Annotated in this window: 18 protein-coding genes and 1 pseudogene; 11 read left to right on the top strand and 8 right to left on the bottom strand. The window is 63.1% G+C overall.

All coding sequences use genetic code 11. The features are described from left to right. Window positions 1-49 precede the first annotated feature (49 nt). Window positions 50-382: a hypothetical protein gene (locus ACOCMH_RS06955; protein ID WP_427306170.1), complete on the top strand. Its 333-nt coding sequence runs from the start codon at window positions 50-52 to the stop codon at window positions 380-382. A gap of 82 nt (window positions 383-464) precedes the next feature. Here ACOCMH_RS06955 and ACOCMH_RS06950 read toward each other — a convergent pair. Beyond that, window positions 465-1070, bottom strand: a pseudogene (locus ACOCMH_RS06950) (aminotransferase class I/II-fold pyridoxal phosphate-dependent enzyme); the annotation flags it as partial. Between the two features lie 239 nt (window positions 1071-1309). Here ACOCMH_RS06950 and ACOCMH_RS06945 point away from each other — a divergent pair. From ACOCMH_RS06945 to ACOCMH_RS06925, 5 genes are all read left to right on the top strand, one after another. Then, on the top strand, window positions 1310-2098 hold the full coding sequence (locus tag ACOCMH_RS06945) for an alpha/beta fold hydrolase (protein WP_427306169.1): 789 nt from the start codon (window positions 1310-1312) through the stop codon (window positions 2096-2098). 59 nt (window positions 2099-2157) lie between these two features. After that, a complete protein-coding gene (locus tag ACOCMH_RS06940) occupies window positions 2158-2877 on the top strand; it encodes a hypothetical protein (RefSeq protein WP_427306168.1) in 720 nt (239 codons plus the stop codon). A gap of 177 nt (window positions 2878-3054) precedes the next feature. Next, window positions 3055-3393, top strand: a complete 339-nt coding sequence (locus ACOCMH_RS06935; protein ID WP_427306166.1) for a DUF5132 domain-containing protein — start codon at window positions 3055-3057, stop codon at window positions 3391-3393. Then, window positions 3390-3878: an HMA2 domain-containing protein gene (locus ACOCMH_RS06930; RefSeq protein WP_427306165.1), complete on the top strand. Its 489-nt coding sequence runs from the start codon at window positions 3390-3392 to the stop codon at window positions 3876-3878. Before ACOCMH_RS06935 ends, ACOCMH_RS06930 begins: the two co-directional genes overlap by 4 nt. Before the next feature lie 90 nt (window positions 3879-3968). Beyond that, complete coding sequence (locus tag ACOCMH_RS06925; protein WP_427306163.1) at window positions 3969-4355, top strand: HMA2 domain-containing protein; 387 nt, start codon at window positions 3969-3971, stop codon at window positions 4353-4355. On the opposite strand, the gene ACOCMH_RS06920 is transcribed toward ACOCMH_RS06925, so the two are convergent. Then, window positions 4336-7467, bottom strand: a complete 3132-nt coding sequence (locus ACOCMH_RS06920; protein ID WP_427306162.1) for a cation-translocating P-type ATPase — start codon at window positions 7465-7467, stop codon at window positions 4336-4338. The genes ACOCMH_RS06925 and ACOCMH_RS06920 overlap by 20 nt on opposite strands. A gap of 44 nt (window positions 7468-7511) precedes the next feature. Between ACOCMH_RS06920 and ACOCMH_RS06915 the strand changes: the two genes are divergently transcribed. Continuing rightward, window positions 7512-8774 (top strand): DUF445 domain-containing protein, encoded by a 1263-nt coding sequence (locus ACOCMH_RS06915; protein ID WP_427306161.1) that lies wholly within the window; start codon window positions 7512-7514, stop codon window positions 8772-8774. An 18-nt stretch (window positions 8775-8792) separates the two neighbouring features. On the opposite strand, the gene ACOCMH_RS06910 is transcribed toward ACOCMH_RS06915, so the two are convergent. The 5 genes from ACOCMH_RS06910 to ACOCMH_RS06890 all read right to left on the bottom strand — a co-directional run bounded on the left by ACOCMH_RS06910 (window position 8793) and on the right by ACOCMH_RS06890 (window position 16641). After that, a complete protein-coding gene (locus ACOCMH_RS06910; RefSeq protein WP_427306160.1) occupies window positions 8793-9257 on the bottom strand; it encodes a hypothetical protein in 465 nt (154 codons plus the stop codon). 263 nt (window positions 9258-9520) lie between these two features. Continuing rightward, window positions 9521-11014, bottom strand: coding sequence for a patatin-like phospholipase family protein (locus ACOCMH_RS06905; RefSeq protein ID WP_427306158.1), 1494 nt, complete (start codon window positions 11012-11014; stop codon window positions 9521-9523). Further along, on the bottom strand, window positions 10999-12366 hold the full coding sequence (locus ACOCMH_RS06900; protein WP_427306157.1) for a TolC family outer membrane protein: 1368 nt from the start codon (window positions 12364-12366) through the stop codon (window positions 10999-11001). The genes ACOCMH_RS06905 and ACOCMH_RS06900 overlap by 16 nt, the downstream gene beginning before the upstream one ends. Window positions 12367-12394: 28 nt before the next feature. Further along, complete coding sequence (locus ACOCMH_RS06895; RefSeq protein WP_427308391.1) at window positions 12395-15448, bottom strand: efflux RND transporter permease subunit; 3054 nt, start codon at window positions 15446-15448, stop codon at window positions 12395-12397. Beyond that, window positions 15445-16641: an efflux RND transporter periplasmic adaptor subunit gene (locus ACOCMH_RS06890; RefSeq protein ID WP_427306156.1), complete on the bottom strand. Its 1197-nt coding sequence runs from the start codon at window positions 16639-16641 to the stop codon at window positions 15445-15447. Before ACOCMH_RS06890 ends, ACOCMH_RS06895 begins: the two co-directional genes overlap by 4 nt. 362 nt (window positions 16642-17003) lie before the next feature. Between ACOCMH_RS06890 and ACOCMH_RS06885 the strand changes: the two genes are divergently transcribed. Beyond that, complete coding sequence (locus ACOCMH_RS06885; RefSeq protein WP_427306155.1) at window positions 17004-17765, top strand: TetR/AcrR family transcriptional regulator; 762 nt, start codon at window positions 17004-17006, stop codon at window positions 17763-17765. 35 nt (window positions 17766-17800) lie between these two features. On the opposite strand, the gene ACOCMH_RS06880 is transcribed toward ACOCMH_RS06885, so the two are convergent. Beyond that, window positions 17801-18445 carry a TetR/AcrR family transcriptional regulator gene (locus tag ACOCMH_RS06880; protein ID WP_427306154.1) on the bottom strand — a complete coding sequence of 215 codons (645 nt, stop codon included), beginning with the start codon at window positions 18443-18445 and terminating at the stop codon, window positions 17801-17803. Window positions 18446-18630: 185 nt separating this feature from the next. Here ACOCMH_RS06880 and ACOCMH_RS06875 point away from each other — a divergent pair, with 185 nt between their 5' ends. The 3 genes from ACOCMH_RS06875 (at window position 18631) to ACOCMH_RS06865 (ending at window position 21505) form a co-directional block, all read left to right on the top strand. Then, window positions 18631-19455 (top strand): GntR family transcriptional regulator, encoded by an 825-nt coding sequence (locus ACOCMH_RS06875; protein ID WP_427306152.1) that lies wholly within the window; start codon window positions 18631-18633, stop codon window positions 19453-19455. Window positions 19456-19713: 258 nt separating this feature from the next. Then, the gene (locus ACOCMH_RS06870; protein ID WP_427306151.1) at window positions 19714-20262 is read left to right on the top strand and encodes a 2,4'-dihydroxyacetophenone dioxygenase family protein; all 549 of its coding nucleotides are present in this window, start codon (window positions 19714-19716) and stop codon (window positions 20260-20262) included. Window positions 20263-20398: 136 nt separating this feature from the next. After that, window positions 20399-21505, top strand: coding sequence for an SMP-30/gluconolactonase/LRE family protein (locus ACOCMH_RS06865; RefSeq protein WP_427306150.1), 1107 nt, complete (start codon window positions 20399-20401; stop codon window positions 21503-21505). The last annotated feature ends 98 nt before the right edge of the window (window positions 21506-21603 follow it).

The following is a 21603-nucleotide window of genomic DNA, read 5'->3' as shown; positions in this document are numbered from 1 at the left end:
CGCGTCCATCGGTGCCTAGAATGATCTGACTTGCCAACTGGAGTTTCCTATGACACCCGAGACACAACCTGTGACCGAGACCACTTCGGAGGGGCTCAGGAGCTTGATCGAGCATATTGAAGACGCAGGTACGCACGGTCAGCTCGACCCGAAGTTCGTGCGCAAGCTGGCGAAGCGCATTGCCAATGAATTCCAGGAAATGAGGGCAATCGGGCCACCGGGCGATAGCGAACTCGCAGGACTCGAGGAGCGCATTGAGATCCTGCTGCTGGCCGCGGATCGCACCTGCGGTGCGAGGCTGACGAAATCGCTGCAAAAGCTTCGCGAGCATGAAATCCCCTTCGCCGGAAGCGAGCCGAAAGTAACCCGACATCCGCAATAGAGCAGTGCATCCTTGGAGGCGAGGCACAACTGGGACTCCTTACCCCACCCCATTTCGCGGCGGACTCTGCACGGCCACCGAATCAGTAGGCCTGATCGACAACCACACTGGCGACCGTTTTCAGAGACCGCTTCAGTGTAGAGAGACTGACCGATGCGAGTGCCAGCCGGATGGCATGAGGCACCTGCGCTGATACCGCGAACGGATGGGCCGTCGACACGGCAATGTGCTCGTGTATCAACGCCATCGCAATGGCATCTGCCCGGACCTCGTGCGGCAGAGGCAGCCAGACGAAGTACGACGCAGGATGGCTGACCCGCTTCAGTCCCCCCAAAGCTTTCGCTGCAAGACGCTGACGCAGCATGGCGTCCCGCCGCTTGTGGGCTTCGAGCCGAGCCACGGTGCCGTCCTCGAGCCATCCGCAGGCAATCGCCGTCATGATCGCCGGTGTATTCCAGGTCGTTGCCCGAATAGCCCGTTCGAGTATTGGAACCCACTCGAGTGGAGCACAAATGCAGCCGACCCGCAGCCCCGTCGCCATGCTCTTGGAAAAGCTCGACACGTAAACCGTCCTCTCCGGAGCAAGGGAGGCCAACGGAGGTGGAGCGCCGTCGGCCAAGAACGCGTAGGCTCCGTCCTCGATGATCATCAGTCCATGCTGCCGGGCGATGGCAACCAGTTCCCGCCGATGTCTTTCATCTTGTCCGGAAACGAGGGAAATTCGTCATTCCGGCCACGAGCTAGAACCGTATCCTAGACCGGTGAATCCACTTCCAGGAATAGATTGAGATGCGCGCCATTAACCATATACGAGGTGTCCAATGAACAGCATTGCATTGTCCTGCACCGTTGCCCTTGGTCTGCTCCTCTTCTCGCTCGGTCTCGCCACCTCGGTCCAGCGATCCACTTAATCAAAAAGAGCACCGCATGAACTCGTTGAAATCGATCACCAAGACTGCAGCGCTTACTGCCACAGTCATCCTCGTGTCTGGTGCGGCCCCGGCAGTTGCCGCACCGGATGTGAGTCCTGGCAAGGCCACGGTCGTGCTCGTGCACGGCGCCTTCGCCGACGGTTCATCCTGGGACAAGGTCATCCCCTTGCTCCAGGGCAGAGGTCTGAACGTTGTTTCGGTCCAGAACCCGCTGTCTTCGCTCGCGGATGATGTTGCCGCCACGCGCCGCGCGCTTGACATGCAGACCGGACCGATCGTGCTCGTCGGACATTCGTGGGGTGGCGTTGTCATCTCGGAAATCGGTCAGCATGAGCGCGTCAAAGCCCTCGTCTATGTCTCGGCGTTCGCGCCTTCGGAGGGCCAGTCTGTGGCGGACCTCGGCAAGGATTACCCGAAGCCGAAGGGCTCCAGCTTCATCATTGCCGACCAACAAGGCTTCCTGACGCTGAAGGCAGAGGGAATGGCGAGGCACTTCGCCCAGGATTTGCCAGCGGCGCGGACGAAGATCATGATGGCAACACAGGGGCCCGTCAGCGCCAAGAGTTTCGAGGAAAAGACCACGGTTGCCGCATGGCGCACCAGGCCATCCTGGTACATCCTCAGTGAGCAGGATCACATGATCCAGCCTGCGCTGCAAAGCGCGATGGCCCAGAAAATCTCCGCGCGCATCGTAAAACTGCCGACGAGCCACGTACCGCAGCTGTCGCGGCCAAAGCAGGTGGCGGATGCAATTGCCGCCGCCGCGGCGTATCAGCCGCAGTAGGCTGAAGCAACTGCCGGAGCCGGCTAGTATTCGCGGTCCGTCTCTTTGGAGATTGAATAATGAACAACTTTGCAGACGAAGTACTTGAGGCGCACGGCGGCATCGACCGGTGGAACCGTTTTAGTCAAGTGTCGGCAAGTATCGTTACCGGTGGCGGACTTTGGGCGATGAAGGGCCTAGTGCAAGATCCGGCGCCGCGTACCATGACGGTATCGCTGCACGAAGAGCGCGCTTCGGTGACACCGTTTGGCGAATCCAACTGGCGTACCGCGTTCGAGCCCGGACGTATCGCCATCGAAACAACCAGCGGAGAAATGGTGAAGGAACTCATGGACCCACGGCGCAGCTTCGCTGGTCATGTCATCGACTCCGCATGGAATCCGTTGCAGCGCGCCTACTTCAACGGTTACGCGCTGTGGACCTATCTGACCACGCCGTTCCTGATGGCGCTGCCTGGTTTTGACGTCGCCGAAATCGAACCATGGCGCGAGGGTTCAGAGACATGGCGGGGATTGCGGGTACGTTTTCCAGCCAATATTGAAAGCCATTGCGAACTGCAGGATTTCTACTTTGGCGACGACAGGCTTGTCCGGCGGCACGACTATCATGTCGACATCGCGGGCGGCTTTGCGGCGACCCAGTACCTCTCTGACCACATTACCGCGGACGGCATCGTTCTTCCGTCGCGACGTCGTGCCTACATGCGCAACGAAGACCTGTCCGCCGACCACGCCCGGCTGATGGTCGCCATCGATATCGGCAATGTGCGGTTCAGTTGAGGCGATACATCGAGCGGACTCAGCGTTCAGACAGTAGCAATCGTCGTCGACGATGCCTGACCGACGCGCTTCCGCGCGCTCTTCTCATCGAGAAACTCAGCAGCAGCGCATGATGCCAGGTAGCGCCGCTGGCCAATTTTTTCGTGCCTATAATGAGTTTCTTTGGGAGGACATGTCATGAACGGCGTCGATGACTTCCTTAAAGGCAATCTTCTCGCTGGTCTGCTGGTCGGCGTCGGGGTTGTGGTATTGGCTCCGGTGGTGCTACCGGTGTTGGCCACGGTTGCCAAGCCGGTGGCGAAATCTGCGATCAAGACCGGCGTGATTCTGTTCGACAGAGGTCGTGAGGCGGCGGCCGAAATGACCGAGGTCTTTGAAGATCTGATCGCCGAGGCGCGGGCCGAACTGGAGACCCCGCGCTCGTCGACTTTCGCCGGGCCAAAGTCAGATAGTGATGTCATGACCGAGACATTCCCGGAGGCGGGCCATCCTCCGATGTCGGGGCAGAACACATGAAGCCGGATGATGCCCAGCTATCCCATGTGCTGCCGGGTCGATTGCGTGTCAAGATACCGACCCGGCGACACGACGTTGCCTACTTCGAGGACGTCATACGGCGGCTTTCGCAATGCGAAGGCGTGGACGAAGTCATTGTCAATTCGCTGACCGCGAGCGTGCTGATCATTCATTCGATCAGTGATGACGCGGTCGCAGCGTACGCGTCTGAGCAGGGATTGTTCAGGCTGCGTCTGGACCTCACCGCGTCAAATTCACGCATCGTCGCGCGACCGGCTTCTCCAGCGCCGCGGCTGTCCACGGTGGATCCAATCAGTGCATCGGACCGGCGCGCCGGCGTGCTGAGCGCGTCGCTGGCCAGCCTGGGCATCCTGCAAACGCTGCGAAGCCAGGTCATGGTCCCCGCGATCTCGCTGCTATGGTATGCATACGACACCTGGAAGTCGCGACCCTCGACCCGCCCCGGCCCACCCCCGACGCCATAAAAGACCTTCATCAAGACGTCACATCGCAGCAGTTTAATAGCGCACGACGCCGGCATGGCCGGGAATATGCGCTGAAGAAGCGCTGCAAGCATGCAAGAGCAGCTCGGAGAGATTCACCACGTGCCCGGTCGCCTTCGTTTGAAGCTGCCGGCGATCAAGCACAACGATGACGGGGCGCGCCGTATCGAGCGGACGGTCAATGCGCTGCCTGGCGTGCGTGACGCGTGCGCCAACACCCTGACGGGCAGTATCGTCATCCGCTTCTATCCCCGCCTCACCACGGGCGATCTGATCATCGCAGCGCTGCGCGCCGACGGCTATGTCCCGACAAGCGTGACCCTGCCCCCGCCCGTCTTTGCGCGGTCCTCCGCGGCAATGAGCGAGCGGACGGCCTCGCTGGCTGTCGCAATCGCCAAGAAGGCCGTCGACGCGCTCGTCGAACGTTGCGCCGTGGCGGTCATTGCCGCGCTGATCTAAGCGAGATACCGTCGTCTTGGCGGGCTGCGCCCACGGGCGCATGGCGCTGCCGCCGCGCTGCGCCATTGATCCAGTACGGCGCCGCTGCACCTGCTGCGATCGCAGCGAGGTCCAGTGCATTGACCGGCGCCACGCGAAGCAAGCTGCGCAGCCCTGGAATCACGCCAGCCAGCAGCTGCAATGCCATCCCGCCGCCAACGGCGAAGTCCAGGTAGCGATTGTGCTGTGCCGGCGCGGTCCCCATGCTACGGCTATCGGTCCGGCAGTTGTACGCATGCAGCAACTGACCCAGCGTCAGGGTCATGAACGACACCGTGCCGGCGGCCGGACCGGCGCCGTGGCGCGCCGCCGCGAAGGCATGAGCGGCAATGGCACCGCCGCTAATGGCGAGCGCCTCCATGCCGAAGCGCGACATATCCGAGCGCCCCACGATCGGTTCGCCGGCATCCCGCGGCGGAACCCGCAGCACATCGGGCTCAGGCGGCTCCACGGCTAGCGCGAGCGCCGGGAAGACATCGCTCAACAGATTGATCCACAGCAACTGCATCGGCGTTAGCGGCTGGACTACGCCGGCGCCCACGGCAGCCAACATCACCACGATTTCGCTGAGATTGGTTGAAACCAGGAAGTGAACGGACTTGCGGATATTGCTGTAGATGGCACGCCCCTGGCTGATGGCCACCGCCAGCGTCTGCAGCTCGTCGTCCTCGAGCACGACATCCGCGACCTCGCGTGCCAGATCGGTGCTGTGCCGTCCCATCGCCACGCTGATGTCCGCAGCCTTCAGCGCAGGACCGTCATTGATCCCGTCGCCCACCATTGCCACCACTTGTCCGCCGCGCTGCAGTCCCTGCACGATCTGAAGCTTGTTGGCCGCGCTGACGCGCGCAAAGATATCCATGCGCTGCGCCAACCTGGCGAACTCATCTGGTTTCATGCCGGCGATCTGGCGTGCTTCGACAACCGCCGGTCCGCCATCGCCGCCCACTCCCAATGTCTTGCCAACCGCATGGGCGGTCACAGCCTGGTCGCCGGTGATGATCGCGGTCTTGATGCCGGCATGGTGGAACAGATCGATGAGTTCCCGCGCGCCATTGCGGATGGGATCGGCCAGTCCGAGCATGCCGAGCCAGCACAGCGGACGGGCTTCGATGTCGAATCTGCCCTCCCCCGTGGCATAGGCGAAACCGAGCAGGCGCAGCCCCTCCGCCCCCATCTCGTGGTTGGCCGCGAGAATCGATTCGCGATCTGCGTCGGTGAGCGGCAGGCGATGTCCGTCGGCCGCATGCTCGCCACAGAGCGCCAGCACCTCGGCGGGGTTGCCCTTCACCGCCAATAGTCTGCTGCCACCCTCGCTCCCATGCAGCGTGCACATATAGTTGCGCTCATCGGTGCGGTACGCCACCTCGAGCAAAGGATGGCGCGCACGCACGGCATCGACCTCGACCGTGGCGGCAAGCGCGAATTCGAGCAGCGCAAGTTCGGTCGACGAGCCGTTGAGCTGGAAGCGGTCCGGGCCGCGATCGAGCCGGGCTTCATTGCAGAGGACGGCGACATGCAGCAGGCGCAATACTGCATCATCCGCGAGCGGATCGATACGTCCTTCAGGTGCATAAAGCCTGCCATCTGCAACGGTACTGCGATGCATCGCCGCGTGCATGGCGAGCACCCGCATACGGTTCACGGTCAGGGTACCGGTCTTGTCAAAGCACACGGTATGTACCGCGCCAAGCGTTTCCACCGCGTCGAGCCGGCGCACAAGGACGTTGTGCCGCCGCATGCGGCGGATGCCAAGCGCCAGCGTCGTCGTCGCCACGGTGGGCAGCCCTTCTGGCACAGCCGCCACGGCGAGCGCGACCGAGGTCTTGAACATGGCCCCGAGGCCCAGCCCGCGCAGCATGCCAATCACGAAGACCAGTGCGCACATGGCACTGCCAAGGCGCACCGTCTGGTTGCCAAAGTGCTGGAGCTGTCTTTGCATGGGCGTGGCGGGCGGTCGGGTCGAGCCGACAAGCATCTGGACCATGCCCAGCTCGGTCGCCCTGCCCACCGCGACGACCATGGCCAGTCCGCTTCCGCTGACGACGGTAGTGCCCATGTATACCATGCAGGTGCGCTCGGCCAGAGGCACCTCTGTCTCCCGCAGGCGCTTCGGCGATTTCTGCGCGGGAAGGCTTTCCCCTGTCATCGTCGATTCGTCGGCGCTCAGCTGGCGCGCGTCAATCACGCGCGCATCGGCGCCGATATAGACGCCCGCCGTGAGGACGAGAATGTCGCCGACGACAAGCTCGCGCGCATCGACCCGACGCAGTTCCGCATCGCGCAGCACCATCGCCTGGCGTTGCGTCATGTCGTCAAGTGCATGGATTGCGCGCTCGGCCTGTGATTCCGTTGCGTAGCCGATCGCGCCATTGATAAGCACCACGCTGGCGATCACCAGTGCATCGGCGAGGCCACCTGTGGCGATCGACACGATGGCCGAGCCGGCTAGAAGTGCCACCGGCAGGCTCTTGAACTGAGCGACGAACATCTCCAACGCCGAGCGCAGCCGGGGCGGGTCGAGTTGATTCGGACCGTGGGCCAGCAGTCGGCGACGCGCGGTGCGATGTGACAGGCCCCGCTCCATCGTCGAGCCCATCGCCAGCAAAGCCTCCCTGGCGTGAACGGTGTGCCAAGGCCGCCCCGCAAGGCCGGTCTGTGCCGCGCCAGCCGGTGTGGTGACAACATGCGCGCGGCTGATGTGCGCCCCGAAGTCGGGACGCACCACCGGTTCATTGACACCGGACGCGCGCGCGGCGGGGGCGCTGGCACTCGTCTCCCCGCCCTGCGCGAAGATGCAGGCGATAATGGCATCCAGCGAACACGCGGAATCGAATAGCACGACGACGTTGCCGGTCCACGCATTGGCCCGGACATTGACAATGCCGGCTGTCTTGCACAATTGCTGTGCGAGGGCTGCGCAAGCTATCTCATCGCGATACAGTCGCGACACATGTAGTCGCGCACGGCCGCGCACAGTGTGCAAAGGGACGACCGGCGTGGCGTCGACGTTCTTGCGAACCGCCCCGCGCGGGGCCGCGTGCGAAAGGGCCGTGGGATAACGCAGTTGCAAGCTCACGCTCATGCCCCGTAAAAATGCAAGCATAGGACAAAGCCATGGAATTGCCAGCCGCCCCACCGACGCCCCCGAACGCGAAATCGCGCGACCTCCGCCGCATGAAATGGGCCGCGACCGGGCTGCTGATCGGCATGGCCGCGCTGTTCATCGTCGCACGCCGGTACGAAGATGCGCACCCGGCGATCGGGTTCCTGCGCGCATTCGCCGAAGCCGGCATGGCGGGTGGCATCGCCGACTGGTTCGCGGTCACCGCGCTGTTTCGACATCCGCTCGGCCTGCCTTTGCCGCACACCGCGATCATTCCACGAAACAAGGACCGCATCGGGCGCAACCTCGGCGCCTTCTTCGAAGCAAATTTCCTGTCCAAAGAAGTGGTGTCCGCCAAGCTTGCCGATATCGATCTGGCCGGCTCTTTCATACGCTGGATCGACAGGCCGGCACAGACCGCTCAGATTGCCGACTACCTGGCAGAGCTTGCGCCCGAACTGCTGGCCAAGGCCGACAGTAAAGATCTCGAGAACCTGGCACGCGAGACGCTGGCAAACCACATAGGCCGTGTCGAACTGGCACCCATTGCGTCGAGCGTGCTGACCCAGATTTCGAAGGGAATCGATTATGACAAAATAATTACGCGGCTGTTCGAAGAGCAGGTGCAACTGCTTCACCTGAACAAGGACGCGATACGGCAGCGCGTGCGCGAAAGCACGGGCTGGATCTGGCAACGTGTGTCGCTGGACGAAAAAATTTCGGATTCACTGATCCGAGTTATGGACGAAGCGCTCGCCGAGGTGCGAGACATGCCGGACCATCCATGGCGCGGCCGCTTTACCGAAGTGGCGCATGGGTGGATCATCACGCTGGCCGAATCACCGGCATTTCTTACACAGTGGGAGAAACTGCGCGAGGACATGCTCGCGCATCCTGCGTTTTCCGGCTGGATCCGCAACGTGTTAGCCGAGCTGACAGAGATGCTGCGCACCGACACGCGGTCGCCGGACTCCCTGGTCAGAGCCCGCCTGCGCGCCATCATCTCGCAGTGGGCGCATGATGCGCTTCAGGACCGGGCGTTGCAGGCGCGGCTAAATGAACGCGCCCGCTACACGCTCGCCACCACCATTGCCGCTCAGCGTCATGAACTCGCGCAGTTGATTGCGGATACGGTGCGGCGTTGGGACACCGCAACCGTTACCCGCAAGATCGAAGTCGAAGTCGGGAGTGATCTCCAGTTCGTGCGCATCAACGGCACGCTGATCGGCGGTCTCGTTGGTTTGGCGCTGCACGCGCTGACGCGCTTCGCATGATTTGCAACGGCAACGGCATCATGCCGTGGTAGACGTCTCCTTCGTTGTCGGGCTCTCCACTTCGGCACGCATCGGCGTCCGACCTGTCGCCGCAGATCCGGCCACCTGGCGCACACCGCCCACGCCTGTTGCGATAATGTCCCGCGCTACCGAAACGACACCCGTTCCGAGCGTGTTGACAGTGCCCAGCGCTTCAGTGCCGACTTCCTCCGTCGCGTGTACCGCACCTGTCAAGACATCGCGAACGATATCAACCGCGTCGCTTGCCACCGTGCCAGTCGCACGCAGCGTCCCCGTCAGGGTATCCCGGACGAAACCGATGATAGGGCCGCCGAATTCATCCGCGGCAACGCGTGCGGGTTCGCGCAACCCATAGCGTGCGCGGCGCGTGCCCCGATCGCCGCCCTCCGACCCAGCTGTGGCTTCGGCATCTTCCGTACCGACCAGCTTTTCCTCTTCTGTTTCCCTGTCTCGACGTGCCATGGCAACCTCCTATGTCGCGAATGTAGCGATCGAATGGGCACCCGCCGCGCATGCGACGGCTGCGCCATGTGCGCATGGGAGCAAACCCGCGCCCATGCCATAAGGCAAACATAGACCATGGAGATGGGTAAGCAACAATCGCTCCTGTAGAGACAGCGCCCCGGCGGGTCGGGCTAGCGTGCCGGCTGGGGACTGTTAAGGGTCGTTGCAACGTTGGGGAGCGAGATTTGCAATAAGGAAAAGGGTTGCAACCTCCGATGACATCATTCGTCATGATTTGCGTGCAGGCCTGGCCTGTCCTCTACCCGATTCAGGCTTTCCCGGAGCCGCAGGAATTCGGCGGAATCGCGCAGCGCCGCGCGGCCCGCCTCCACCAACTGATGCGCTTGTCCCGGCAGGATCGTCAGCGCTGTCGGTACCTGGAGCAGTGCCTGTCGGACTCCCGCGTCCTTCACGTCGCGCAGGCTGACACTGATCACATGAATTTCTGCGTCCGGCGCAAACGGGCTGTCCTTCGTGCCCCGCACTGCCGTCAGCTCCTTCGCCCAGCGGCGGGCGTTGTCATCCATTGCCGCGATGGTTTCACTGGTGGCACGGGAGCCGGCGCCGAATATCAGCGAATCCAGCACCTGGGGTGTCACGGGCACCCGGTCACTACGGTCGATGCGCTCTGCGGTGTCGCGTTCGGAATTCACGCTGATCAGTACGATCTTGCGTATGGAACCTGCAGGCAGGTTGCCGAAACTCGCATCGAGCGAGCCACGCGCCGCGGTACGGTCCAGCAGGCCACGCACGCCCAGGTTGTCAACCAGGCCCCCGTCGACAAGATGCAGGTAAGGCCGGTTCTCGGCATCGAGATAGCTTTGCGCACTGGCATGCAGCATCCTCGCCTGCAGGTTGCGGTCGCTGCGTATGGTGTCGGCCAATTGGCCGGCTTGCGGGCAGGCGCCGGCATAGTTGCGCAGTGTCACAGGACTGAGCAGGATCGGGACCGATGACGACGCGGCCACGGCAAATGACAAGGGCACGCTGCCAAGGTCGGAACAGATCAGGGCAAACTGTTCAGGGGTGAACTCGAACGCCGCCCCGGTGGTAAGGTCGGTCGCGGTCACCAACAGATGCGGCCCACGGCTTCGGGCGCGCAGGTCACCGAAGGTCTTGCCCCGGTAGAGCGCGTCAAGTTTTTCCTGCAGGACATTGGTGCGGCCGAACCATGGCGAGGTCATCCTGTACAGAGTGCCTGGCGCCAGGACATGGCCGACGAGGCCACCCTGGAAGTCCGTCAGCAGGAATTCGGGCTCGAAGCGCGTCAGGGTCTCGTCGCCGAACGCCGCGAAATAAGTAGCGAGCACACTACCGCCTGACACGCCACTGACCAGGCCGACCTCATCAAGCAGTGTCGTGCTGCGGCCTTCCCAGTTGAAACGCGTGGCCTTCATTTCCTCAAGCACGCCGAGGCCGAACGCCGCTGCACGCGCACCGCCGCCGGACAGCGCAACGGCTGCGACGATGCTCGGCGGTGGCGACTGTTCCGGCACTTGCACCGCGGTCACCGACGGAAGCGGGGAATTCGCGGTAATCGGCGCATTGATCCACGGCCGCGCAGTCGAGCAGGCCGTCAGTGCGGCGGCTGCGAACAACAACGTCAGGCGGCGCGCCATGCCGGCTGCCTTGTGCGCCAGAGCCGACATCGGTGGCGGTGTCGTCGGGGCGCAAGCGAAGTTCATCTGCGTTGCGCGCATCACGACGCCAGCCATGCGCTCAACGCGCGCAGGCTGTCCTCATTCAGTTCGCCGGCCGCCGCTTCCAGTCGGAGGCGCCCCATCAGATAGTCGACGCGCGCCTGGATCAAGTCCAGCTCCGAGGCATACATGCGCTGCTGCGCGTCGAGAACGTCCAGCTGCGTACGCGTACCCACGTCGCGCCCGAGTGTGGTCGACTCCAGGGCGCTGCGCGCCGACACGAGCGCCTGCTCGAGCGCAGCGATGCGAGACACGCCAGTCTTGACCGCAAGGAACCCGTCCTGCACCTGCAAACGCACGTCGCGTCGCGCGGCGGAAAGTTCCTGCTCGGCCTGGCGCCGCCTGGCAGCGGCCTCTCGCTCGCGCGAGTCGATCCCGCCGCCGGCGTAAATCGGGATATTGAGCTGGAGTCCGATCAGCGCCGAGCGGTTTCCCTGCCGCGCAACCAGCGGCGACAGGTTGCCGTTCTGATCCTCGGTGCCATAACCGGCCACCAGGTTCAGCGTCGGCCGGCTGGCAAGGCGGAACTTGTCGATTTCCGCCCCGGCAATTTCCAGCTCGGATTGCCTGGTCTTGACCACGGTATTCCGATCCTCACCCTTCATCTGCCACGCTGACAGGTCGTCCGGCAGGGGTGGCTGCGCGGCGAAGTTCGGCGCCAGAGCCGAGAGCCGCTCCGGCGCGACGCCGACAGTCTCGCGATAGCGCGTGCGTTGCAGTTCCAGCGTCGACTTGGCCGACACTTCCCGCGCTTCCACGCCGTCGAGCCGCGCCTGGGCCTCCTGGAGGTCAGTGATCTTGCCCTGGCCCACATCGAAGCGCGCTTTGGCACGGTCACGCTGCTGGCCCAGCGCGCGCTTGTCGGCCTGCACGACGCGCAGCGTCTCTTCTGCCACCAGGACACCGAAATAGGCATCGGCCACCCGCAACGCGAGATTCTCCTGGGAGTGTTCGAACTGCGTCTGCGCGAGTTCGGACTGCTCGCGCAATTGCCGCCGGGTCGCGCTCGCGGACTTGTCGTAGAGCGGTTGCACCAGCTGCACCGACGCCTGCCGCACCGTGCCATTGGTATTGGACGGCGCGAGCCCGGAGAGCGCTGGCGGCAGGTCGGCGGAAGAGCGATTATTGATCCGGGACACGCCGGCCTGCAGGTTGATGCGCGGACGCAGTAACGCGTTCCCCTGCACCGCTTTCTCGCGCCCGGCGCTGAGCGCTTCGTCAGCAGCGAGTGTCGTCGGATCGTTGTGCAAGGCCTGCGAATACGCTTCAACCAGGTCCATCGCGCCCGCTTTTCCGGCGCCCGCCGCCAGAAGCAGGGCGAACGCCGCCTGCGCCGCCCGGCGGGCGGTGTTTGAAATGGTCATCATTGGGAAACTCTCTTGTCTTGAATGCCCGTCAGTCCGTGCCAGCGCGTTGGGCGCGGAAACAGGCCGCGTACAGCGCAGGCAGGAACACCAGTGTCAGCAACGTTGCGACGGCCAGGCCGCCCATGATGGCCCACGCCATCGGGCCCCAGAACACCGAGTGGGTCAACGGCACCATGCCGAGGATGGCGGCCAGGGCGGTGAGAACGATAGGCCGCAGTCGACGTACGGCGGATTCGACGATAGCCGTCCACAGTGGCACGCCCGACGCCACGTCGTGGTCGATCTGCACCACGAGAATCACCGAGTTGCGGATGATCATGCCGGCCAGCGCAATCACCCCCAGCATCGCCACGAAGCCGAACGGGATGTGGAAGGCAGCCATGATCGCGCTCACGCCAATCAAGCCCAGCGGCGCGGTCAGCAGCACCAGCCCCATCTTCTTCATGTCCTGCAACTGGATCATCAGGAGCAAGAGCACGATGATGACGGTCACGGGCATGACGGCGAACACCGACTTCTGCGCTTTCGCACTCGATTCGGTCGCGCCACCGACGTCGATGCCATAACCCAGCGGCAGCCCCTTGGTCAGCGCCTCGATTTTCGGCATCAGCGCCCGGGTAATGTCCGGCGCCTGGCCGCCCGAGACATCGGCGCGTACGGTCAGCGTCGGGATGCGGTTGCGCCGCCAGAGTTCGCTGTCCTCGCTCTCCAGCGACAATCGCGCGACCTGCGAAACCGGCACGAACTTGCCGTCGCGCAGATAGATCTTGGCATCCTTGAGGTTATTCAGGTCGGTGCGTTCAGTCTCAACCAGGCGCGCGACCACGTCCAACCCATGGTCCCCTTCGCGGTACTGGGTGACCGGCGTGCCGGACAGCGACGCCTGCAGCGCTTCCTTGATCTGGCCGGAGCTGACACCGAGCACGCGTGCCTTGTCCTGGTCGACATCGACCTGCATGCGCTTGACCCGCTCGCCCCAGTCGACATTGACCCGGCGCAGGTTCGGGTTGTCACGCATGATGGCGGCCACGCGCTCTCCAATTTCCCGAACCTTGGCGTTGTCGTTGCCAAAGACGCGGAACTGGACGGGATAGCCGACGGGCGGGCCGTTCTCCAGCCGCAGAACCCGGCCGCGCACGTTGGCGAAGCGCTCGTCGAACAGCTTGTCGATCTTCGCCATGACGCGCTCGCGTGCTTCGCCACCCTTGGTCATGATCATCAGCTCGCCCAGGTTCAGATTGGGCGTCTGTACGTCCAGCGGCAGGTAGAACCGGGGCGCGCCGTTGCCGACGAAGCTCGTTACGGCTTCGATGTCGGCGTCGCGCTTGAGCAGGCGTTCGATATCCCGAACCTCCCGCTCGCTGGCATCGAACGTCGAGGCCTTGGGCATCCACAGGTCCACGATCAGCTCAGGGCGGTCCGATGCCGGGAAGAACTGTTGTGGCACGAACTTGAACAGCACCAGGGAGCCGGCAAACAGGGCGAAGGTGATGGCGATCACCCAGCGGCGGTGCGTCAGGCAGAAGTCGATGAAATGGCGGAACTTGACGTAGAAGCCGCGCTGATACACCGCATCTTCGTCATGGGAAGCGTGCGCTTCCTGCTTGAGCAGCTTGAAACCGATATATGGCGTGAACAGAACTGCGACCACCCACGACAGCACCAGCGAAATGCCCACGACCTGAAACAGCGAAAACACGTACTCGCCAGTTCCCGACTTGGCAAAGCCCACTGGCAGGAAGCCAGCTGCGGTGATAAGCGTGCCGGTCAACATTGGGAATGCAGTCGCCGTGTACGCGTAGGTGGCGGCACGGAACTTGTCCCAGCCTTGTTCAAGCTTCAGGGACATCATTTCGACGGCGATGATAGCGTCGTCCACTAACAGGCCAAGTGCAATGATCAGCGCGCCCAGCGAAATCCGCTGCAGGTCAATGCCGAGCAGGTACATGGCAAGAAAGGTCATGGCCAGTACCAGCGGGATGCTCATGGCCACCACCAGCCCACTGCGCACGCCCAGTGAAAGGAAGCTGACGGCCAGCACGATCACCACGGCCTCGGCCAGGCTCTTCTTGAACTCGAATACCGAGTGCTCGACCACACGGGGCTGGTCGCTGACGGCATGAATCTCCACGCCGACCGGCAGTTCGGCGCGGATGCGCCGCACGGTTTCGTCCAGTTGCTCGCCCAGGTGGATCACATCGCCACCCTTGCGCATGCTTACCGCCAAGCCCATCGTCTCGGTGCCGTTAAAACGCATGCGTTGTGCCGCCGGCTCGATAAAGCCGCGATGAACGTCGGCAATATCGCCAAGTCGGAAAGTCCGGTTGCCGGCATGGATGCCAATCGCGCGGATGTTATCGACCGAATCAAACTCACCACCCACTGTCAGGCGCACCCGCTCGCTCGGGGTCTGTACCGTGCCGGCAGCGGTCACCGCGTTGGTCTGGGCCAGCGTCGAGGCGATGAGGGCCGGATCCAGGCCGAGTGAGGCCAGTTTGGCGGTGGACATCTCCACATAGATCTTCTCTTCCTGCTTGCCGATCAGGTCCACCTTATTTACGTCGGACACACGCAGAAATTCGTTGCGTGCGGCGTCGGCGAAGCGGCGCAGGTCCTCATAGCTGAAGCCGTCTCCCGTCAGCGCATACATATTGCCGAAGGTATCGCCGAACTCGTCGTTGAAGAACGGGCCTTGCGTGCCCTGGGGAAGGGTCTGGCGGATATCGCCCAGCTTCTTGCGTACCTGGTACCAGACATCCGGGACCGCCTTCGGCGGCAAGTCCTCTCGCAGGTTGATCTTGACCTGGGTCTCGCCCGGCTTCACATAGCTGGAGGTGTAGTCGATCTCCGCCACTTCCTGCAGCTTGCGCTCAATCTTGTCGGTGACTTGGTCTGCCATCTGCTCGGCCGAACTGCCGGGCCAGTAGGCCTGCACCACCATGGTCTTGATGGTGAATTCCGGGTCCTCCTTCTGGCCCAGGCTTGTGTAGGCCATGATGCCGGTCACGGAAAAAAGCAGCAGCAGGAACGCGATCATCTGCGGGTGCTTGAGCGCCCATTCAGAGAGGTTGATGCCCTTCATTTGGCGCTCCCTGCGGGGGCCGCGGCCGCTACGACTTTGACGCGCTGCCCAGCCTTGAGCATATGCACGCCGGCCGTCACCACCGTCTCGCCACCGGACAGGCCCGCGGTCACCAGTACGCTGTCCTTCTGCGCGCTGCCAAGCTGGACGTCGCGCGCCTGGACCCGCGAGCTCTTGGGGGGCACGATCCACACTTGACGGCCGCCGTCACGATCCACGATCGCGGTCAATGGCACGCGTATCGCGCGGTTACCGTCTACATCCGGCGCGAACACCGACGCGGTCATGCCGAGTCGCAGCAGCGTCTCGTCCGGATGCTGAATCGAAACACGGGCCGAATAGGTGCGCGTCACGCTATCGGTGTCCGGGGCCAACTCTCGGAGCGTGCCAGTCCAGGTCTTGTCCGGATGAGCCCAGACCGAGACCTGCAGCGACTTGGCCTTGCGCAGTTCTTCGACACGGGACTCCGGAATGCTGATCGCGACCTCGCGCTCATCATCCGCCGCCACTGTCACAACCGACTGCCCCGCCGCCACGACCTGGCCGGCCTCGGCGCTGATCGTGCTGACCACCCCATCGCGGTCCGCCACCAGTGTGGTGAACCCCTCCTGGTTCGCATTCAGCCTCTGGCGCGCCAGCGCGGAGCGCAATTGGGCTTCGGACTGATCCAACGCGAGCCGCTGCTGGTCTAGCTCAGCCTGCGAAGCGAAATTACGCGCCAGAAGTTGCTCGATTCGCTTTACGTCCACACGCGCCTGCGCGACCCGACTGCGTGCCGCATCGACTTCAGCGGCGGCGGCCGTCACTTGCAAGGCCTCCTGCGTCGGGTCAAGCCGAAGCAATACCTGTCCGCGCTTGACGTGGGCGCCCACGTCGACGAGCCGGGCGACGATCTTGCCGCCTGTGCGGAAGCCAAGCTGGCTCTCGTACCGGGCACGGATTTCACCTGAATAGCTCGCGCCGACAGTGCCCGGGGTCTGACCGGCAATGATGGTTCGCACCGGACGCACTTCCTCATGCTGAACGGGCTCGGCGCGCGAACAGGCGGCGACCGCGTAGGCCGCGATCAGTGTAAGGGCTAGGGTTTTAGGGATTAGGGTCAATTTCTGCCTTCCTTTCAGATCGCTGCGGGGTGGCCGTTGTGGGGTGCTGGCCGCCGTGCGCCAATCCGCCAAAAATGCGTCGAGCCGCATGGGCCGGGCTCGCCTGACGAGGTAGTCCAGTCGCTCAGGGATGGGGGCGTCGGTATCGACGAGGCGAACTATATATCAACTTTGACGAGTTGTCAGGATGACATTTAGTGTACTATGTACGGGTGCGCCACTGACCCCGTGCCATCGGATGCGGAACAGAGGGCTGAAGTCGAATGTGCGCGGCGGAGCGCTGTGGAGCGCTTGCGGCCGGAATCCGGACCGGGCAATGGGCACGCATCATTTGGGCTTGCTGCAAGAAACGGGGAAGACCGGGTGTCCCGTGTCAGTCAGGCCTATCGCGCAACGCAGCAAGACGACGGCGCCTCGATGAACCCATCTTTCATAATGACCATAATTACATCATGACAAAACCCGATGTCTCACCGAAGATCGACGCAGATCGGCCTGAGGATCACCCAGACAGTCAGCTCGTTGCAGGGAGTCAGCCCCCGCAAACGGCGAACCACCGCCAGCGGGTGGGCGCCGAACGCCGCGAGCGAATGCGTGGGCGACTGCTGAACAGCGCCCTGCGGCTGGTAGCTAGCAAGGGCCATGCGACGATGTCGGTCGACGACGTGATCCGGGAGGCGGAGGTATCGCGCGGAACGTTTTACAAGTACTTCTCGTCGCCAGATGCCATCGTCCGGGAACTGACCACTGAAATCGCCAACCAGATCGTCCGCACCGTCGATCCGTTGGTGCGCGGAAGCAACGATCCGGCGCGGCTGGTGGCGCGCGGCATTCGACTGGCATCGCGGCTTGCTCTGCACTACCCAGCCGTCGCTGGCTTTCTCGCGCATGTGGGATGGCCGGGCGACCAGGGGCCGAATATGCTGGAATTCGTGCGCACGGACATCGAGGATGGCTTTCGGCAAGGGCGCTTCACGCGCATGCCGATGGCCATCGCGCTCAATATCGTTGTCGGGGCTGTGCTGGGCACGATCCAGCGGATGCAGGAATCGGACAGCCGGGAAGACTATTCAGAGCAAGCGGCCGCCATGGCGCTGCGAGCGCTGGGGATCGAGGCACATAGCGCCGACGAGATCGCTCGGACCCTGCCCGATGCAGACGAGGCTCAGCTTGTCGGCGCCTTGGCCGCTACCCTTGGTATCGCGCGAGGATGAACCTGGCGGCGGACAAGCCGGACCGATCCAACGAGTCAGGAGGCGGCGCCGTTCGCGGCATCCGTTCGTACTTGCGTCTTGGCAAGCAACGAATCGGGCGGAGCCGTCAGCTTTGGGATGGGCGCTTCGGTCAAGGCGTGCGCCATGGCCGCGCCGATGCCGAGTCCACGCAGCATGGCCTCGACCAGGGTTTCCGGATAGCGCTTGGCCGTGCGGCTGTGAGTCATTCGATGCACGGCAATGAGGGAGGTGCCCGCGACCAGGTCGACCGCGGCGTCGATCGGCATGGGGCTGAAGAAGCCTCGCTTCTGGCCTTCCTTGAGGTCCGGCGGCAGGTAGTCGAACATGGCACTGCCCTTGCCGGCCAGGCTGAGGCCGGCGCTGCAAAGAAAGCGGGCGACGATCGGATAGGAGCGCACCAGATGCAGGTACGAGCGGACGCCGGTGGCCACTCGCAGCGCCGGGTCCTCGATGCCGCCCACGGCGCCCTCGATCAGCGCCAGCATCTCGTTGCTCAATTCCTCGCTGACCGCCACCAGCAATTCCTCGTTGGTGCGGAAATAATTGTAGAACGAGCCTTTCGAGACTTCCGCCGCGGCCACCACTTCCGGAATGACGCTGGCCCCGAGCCCCTTCTGCGCGAACACGATCATCGCGCTTTCCAGCAGCCTTTTGCGCATGCGCGCGCGCCGCTCGGCGGCGACGCGGGGACGGTGATCTGTAGCGGAGACAGCGGCAGGCATCTTGTGGTTATAGCCATCCAGAAGCCGTCGAGTTTACCAGTTCCTGCCGCGACGCCCGCCAGCGAAGCGCCCACCCGTTCTTCTGGTGCATACTCCAAGGTACAGAAGATTAGGCAATCGGAATGACGGACGATCGAAGTACGGGGATTGAGCGCCCGGAGCTGTCGGCAGAACGGGGCGTTACGCAATATCAGCGGCTGGCTTCGTTGCTGAGGTATCGGATCGCAAAGGGCGAGTATCCGCTCGGCATGCTGCTGCCGCCGATCACGCAGCTCGCCACTGACCTGGGCGTGGCCGTGGTTACCGTCCGGCAGGCGTATGAATTGCTTTCTAAAGAAGGGCTGATCCGTAGCCAGCGGGGTGTCGGCACTCACGTGGCTGCCATCCCTGCAGCTACCGGCGACATCGAATTGGCGATCAACGATCCGTTCGCCGCGCCGCAGGCGCTGGGCTTTGAAGTACTTGAAATACGGCGCGGCACACCGGTGCCGCCGGAACTGCTCGGACCGGGCGACCAGTCGAATGGCGATTACGTCTGTGTCCGCAAGCTGCACACCTATTCCAGCGAGCCGTTCTGCTACGCGGAGATCTATGTGTTGACCCAGGTCTTCGACTCCTTGCCCAAGGACACCGCCAAGAAAAAGAAGCTTCTCGCCGCGGTGCTGGATGAACAGGGCTCGCGAAACAAGCGAGTTCGCCAACGCACAACCGTGATGCCGGCGGATTATCCGCTGTGCGACATGCTCAAGATTCCGTTCGCCTCTCCTGTCGCCAAGATGTCGCGATGCCTGCTGGATGGCAAAGGCAGCGTACTGTACGCAGGCGTCACCTGGTATCGGGGTGACCGCTACGTCTCCGAAGTCGACCTTCCCGCCTCCGCATTGAAAGCGGTGCCTGCCATCACCGAACCCCAACGCCGGCCACCTACCGAGCGCAAGCAAAGCTAAAGGCCCTCGCTCAACCTCTAGGGTAAACAAGGGCTGGGAAATTCTTTTGCGGGCTATAAACTCCTATCATTAGAACTTTAGGAGTTTAACGGCTTGCGGGCCTGCAACAGCTGGCCACGCTTTACCGTCGAACTGGACGCTCTGATTCATCCGAGTGCTGCGTCCCAATTCTGAAGTTCTCTGCCGGACCGGCCTTCCGCCTCCGTTTCACCAACGGACAGTTTCCGCTCTCAACGTTTGCAGTGAAAGGAACAACACATGACCGCAAGACTCCCGACCCAGCCGACCACATCCACCGGCGCCGCGCTGCCGTTGCCGGCCTTACCGCAGGACAAGCTCCTGACCGTCAACATCGAGCAGATCCCGCTGATCAAGGATGTCTTTCCAGGCATCCACATCAAGCCGCTGCGCCTGGACCCGGAGCGCGGAGAGTGGGTCTTCATGGCCATCGTGGAACCCGGCTGTTCCCTGCCGATTCACTACCACACCGGCACGGCGCAGGTGTGGACCATTCAGGGCTGCTGGAAGTATCGCGAGTACCCCGACCAGCCGCAGACGGCGGGCTCCTACCTGTACGAGCCCGGTGGCTCGGTGCACACCTTTTACACCCCCGAGGACAACACCGAGGACACGATCACCATCGCCTGGATTGAAGGTGCGCAAGTCAGCTTCAACGAGGATGGAACCTTCCACTCGCTCAATGACGCGCTCTCGATCCAGTACGCCCTCCACACGCTCGCGGCGGCGCGCGGCATCGGACCGATGCCCTATGTCCGCGGCAACGGCGCCGACGTTACCACCGATTAATGAGCGACTGACACCACGGCAGGCCGCTCGTCGGCCTGCGCGGTGCCGTGCCTCTGCGCCTTGCCGACCAGCGTGTACGACACCGGTCAGATCAATGCGTGACGATCCATCAATCCCGAGATTGAGCGAGTGCAACATGAGAATGATCAAGTCCCGCGGGATGCCGATACTGCCGATGCTGATTTTGCTCGTGTTGCTGGCGACGCCGCTAGTCGCAAGAGCGTGGGAGCGCGGCAAGGTTGAGACATTCGCCACTTTGCCACCGGGTGAGGCGCATCCCGAGGGCATCACCGTGGACCGGGAGGGCAACGTCTATGTCGTCACGGTGGCGGTGAACAAGCCCAGGGCAAGCGAGGGCACGCTTATTGTGTTCAACCCGCAGGGCAAGCACCTGCGCACTGTCAGCATCAAAGGCTCGAGCAGATTGTTGCTCGACCTCGGCTTCCATCCCCGGACAGGCCAGTTGCTCATCGTCGACTACCTGGGTGCGAAGGTCCTGAGCGTCGATCCCAGGACGGGTGCCTCGTCCGTGTTCATGACGGTCAGCGGCAAGAACCCCGGCCTCGACGGGATGACGTTCGACCCCGCCGGAAACGTCTACGTGACCGACGCCCACCAGGGCATCATCTGGAAAGTCGGACCCGATGGCGGCGAAGCGTCAGCCTGGGTCACCAGCGCGCTGCTGAAGCCCACGCGGATACCACCGACCATCGGCGCCAATGGCCTGGCGTTCAACAACAAGAAGACGGCTCTGTTTGTCGCCAATACGGCGAATGACGTCGTTGTCAGGATCCCCGTCACCGGCCCGACGCTGGAGCCGGGCACGCCCGAAGTCTTCGTCAATCGCATCGGCGGCGGGCCCGACGGCCTGGTCATCGACGAGCACGACAATCTCTGGATCGCTTGCAATCAGTCCAACGAGATTCAGGTGCTCGAGCCAACCAAGGGGCAGGTAATTGCCAAGCTCGGCGACTTCGGCGGCATCGATCGCAAGGGCGCACCCATCGGTTTTCTCTGGTCGAACAGCCTCGTCTTCCATGGCGGCGACGTTCTTGTCACCAACCTCTCGCTCGATGTCGAGACGTCCCTTGCGCAGCTCAGTGACGAGCTTGGCCTGGCGCATCTCATGGGCAAGAACCTGCGCACCATCGATGGGCCGTGGGCGCAGCGGGTGAAGCTCCACACCATCTCGAGAATCAAGAAGCGGATACCTGAGCTAGCCAGGCCGGAGTTCGACCGATGATCGATGTGTTGTTGCAAGCGCGATGCCACGGCCAATCGGCAGGCAACGGCGGCCTTCGTGCCAGCCGTCATACATGGCCCCACCGAGATGAAAAGGAT

Source organism: Cupriavidus sp. H39, from assembly GCF_050271075.1.
GTDB classification, from domain to species: domain Bacteria; phylum Pseudomonadota; class Gammaproteobacteria; order Burkholderiales; family Burkholderiaceae; genus Cupriavidus; species Cupriavidus necator_B.
Note: the sequence above shows the minus strand (reverse complement) of the source record. Positions and strands in the feature narration are given on the sequence as shown.

Excerpts from the sequence above, each read along its gene's own strand:
- ACOCMH_RS06955 (WP_427306170.1), top strand. The coding sequence starts at position 50 with ATGACACCCGAGACACAACCTGTGACCGAGACCACTTCGGAGGGGCTC.
- ACOCMH_RS06945 (WP_427306169.1), top strand. The coding sequence starts at position 1,310 with ATGAACTCGTTGAAATCGATCACCAAGACTGCAGCGCTTACTGCCACA.
- ACOCMH_RS06940 (WP_427306168.1), top strand. The coding sequence starts at position 2,158 with ATGAACAACTTTGCAGACGAAGTACTTGAGGCGCACGGCGGCATCGAC.
- ACOCMH_RS06935 (WP_427306166.1), top strand. The coding sequence starts at position 3,055 with ATGAACGGCGTCGATGACTTCCTTAAAGGCAATCTTCTCGCTGGTCTG.
- ACOCMH_RS06930 (WP_427306165.1), top strand. The coding sequence starts at position 3,390 with ATGAAGCCGGATGATGCCCAGCTATCCCATGTGCTGCCGGGTCGATTG.
- ACOCMH_RS06925 (WP_427306163.1), top strand. The coding sequence starts at position 3,969 with ATGCAAGAGCAGCTCGGAGAGATTCACCACGTGCCCGGTCGCCTTCGT.
- ACOCMH_RS06915 (WP_427306161.1), top strand. The coding sequence starts at position 7,512 with ATGGAATTGCCAGCCGCCCCACCGACGCCCCCGAACGCGAAATCGCGC.
- ACOCMH_RS06910 (WP_427306160.1), bottom strand. The coding sequence starts at position 9,257 with ATGGCACGTCGAGACAGGGAAACAGAAGAGGAAAAGCTGGTCGGTACG.
- ACOCMH_RS06905 (WP_427306158.1), bottom strand. The coding sequence starts at position 11,014 with ATGGCTGGCGTCGTGATGCGCGCAACGCAGATGAACTTCGCTTGCGCC.
- ACOCMH_RS06900 (WP_427306157.1), bottom strand. The coding sequence starts at position 12,366 with ATGATGACCATTTCAAACACCGCCCGCCGGGCGGCGCAGGCGGCGTTC.
- ACOCMH_RS06895 (WP_427308391.1), bottom strand. The coding sequence starts at position 15,448 with ATGAAGGGCATCAACCTCTCTGAATGGGCGCTCAAGCACCCGCAGATG.
- ACOCMH_RS06890 (WP_427306156.1), bottom strand. The coding sequence starts at position 16,641 with ATGCGGCTCGACGCATTTTTGGCGGATTGGCGCACGGCGGCCAGCACC.
- ACOCMH_RS06885 (WP_427306155.1), top strand. The coding sequence starts at position 17,004 with ATGACAAAACCCGATGTCTCACCGAAGATCGACGCAGATCGGCCTGAG.
- ACOCMH_RS06880 (WP_427306154.1), bottom strand. The coding sequence starts at position 18,445 with ATGCGCAAAAGGCTGCTGGAAAGCGCGATGATCGTGTTCGCGCAGAAG.
- ACOCMH_RS06875 (WP_427306152.1), top strand. The coding sequence starts at position 18,631 with ATGACGGACGATCGAAGTACGGGGATTGAGCGCCCGGAGCTGTCGGCA.
- ACOCMH_RS06870 (WP_427306151.1), top strand. The coding sequence starts at position 19,714 with ATGACCGCAAGACTCCCGACCCAGCCGACCACATCCACCGGCGCCGCG.
- ACOCMH_RS06865 (WP_427306150.1), top strand. The coding sequence starts at position 20,399 with ATGAGAATGATCAAGTCCCGCGGGATGCCGATACTGCCGATGCTGATT.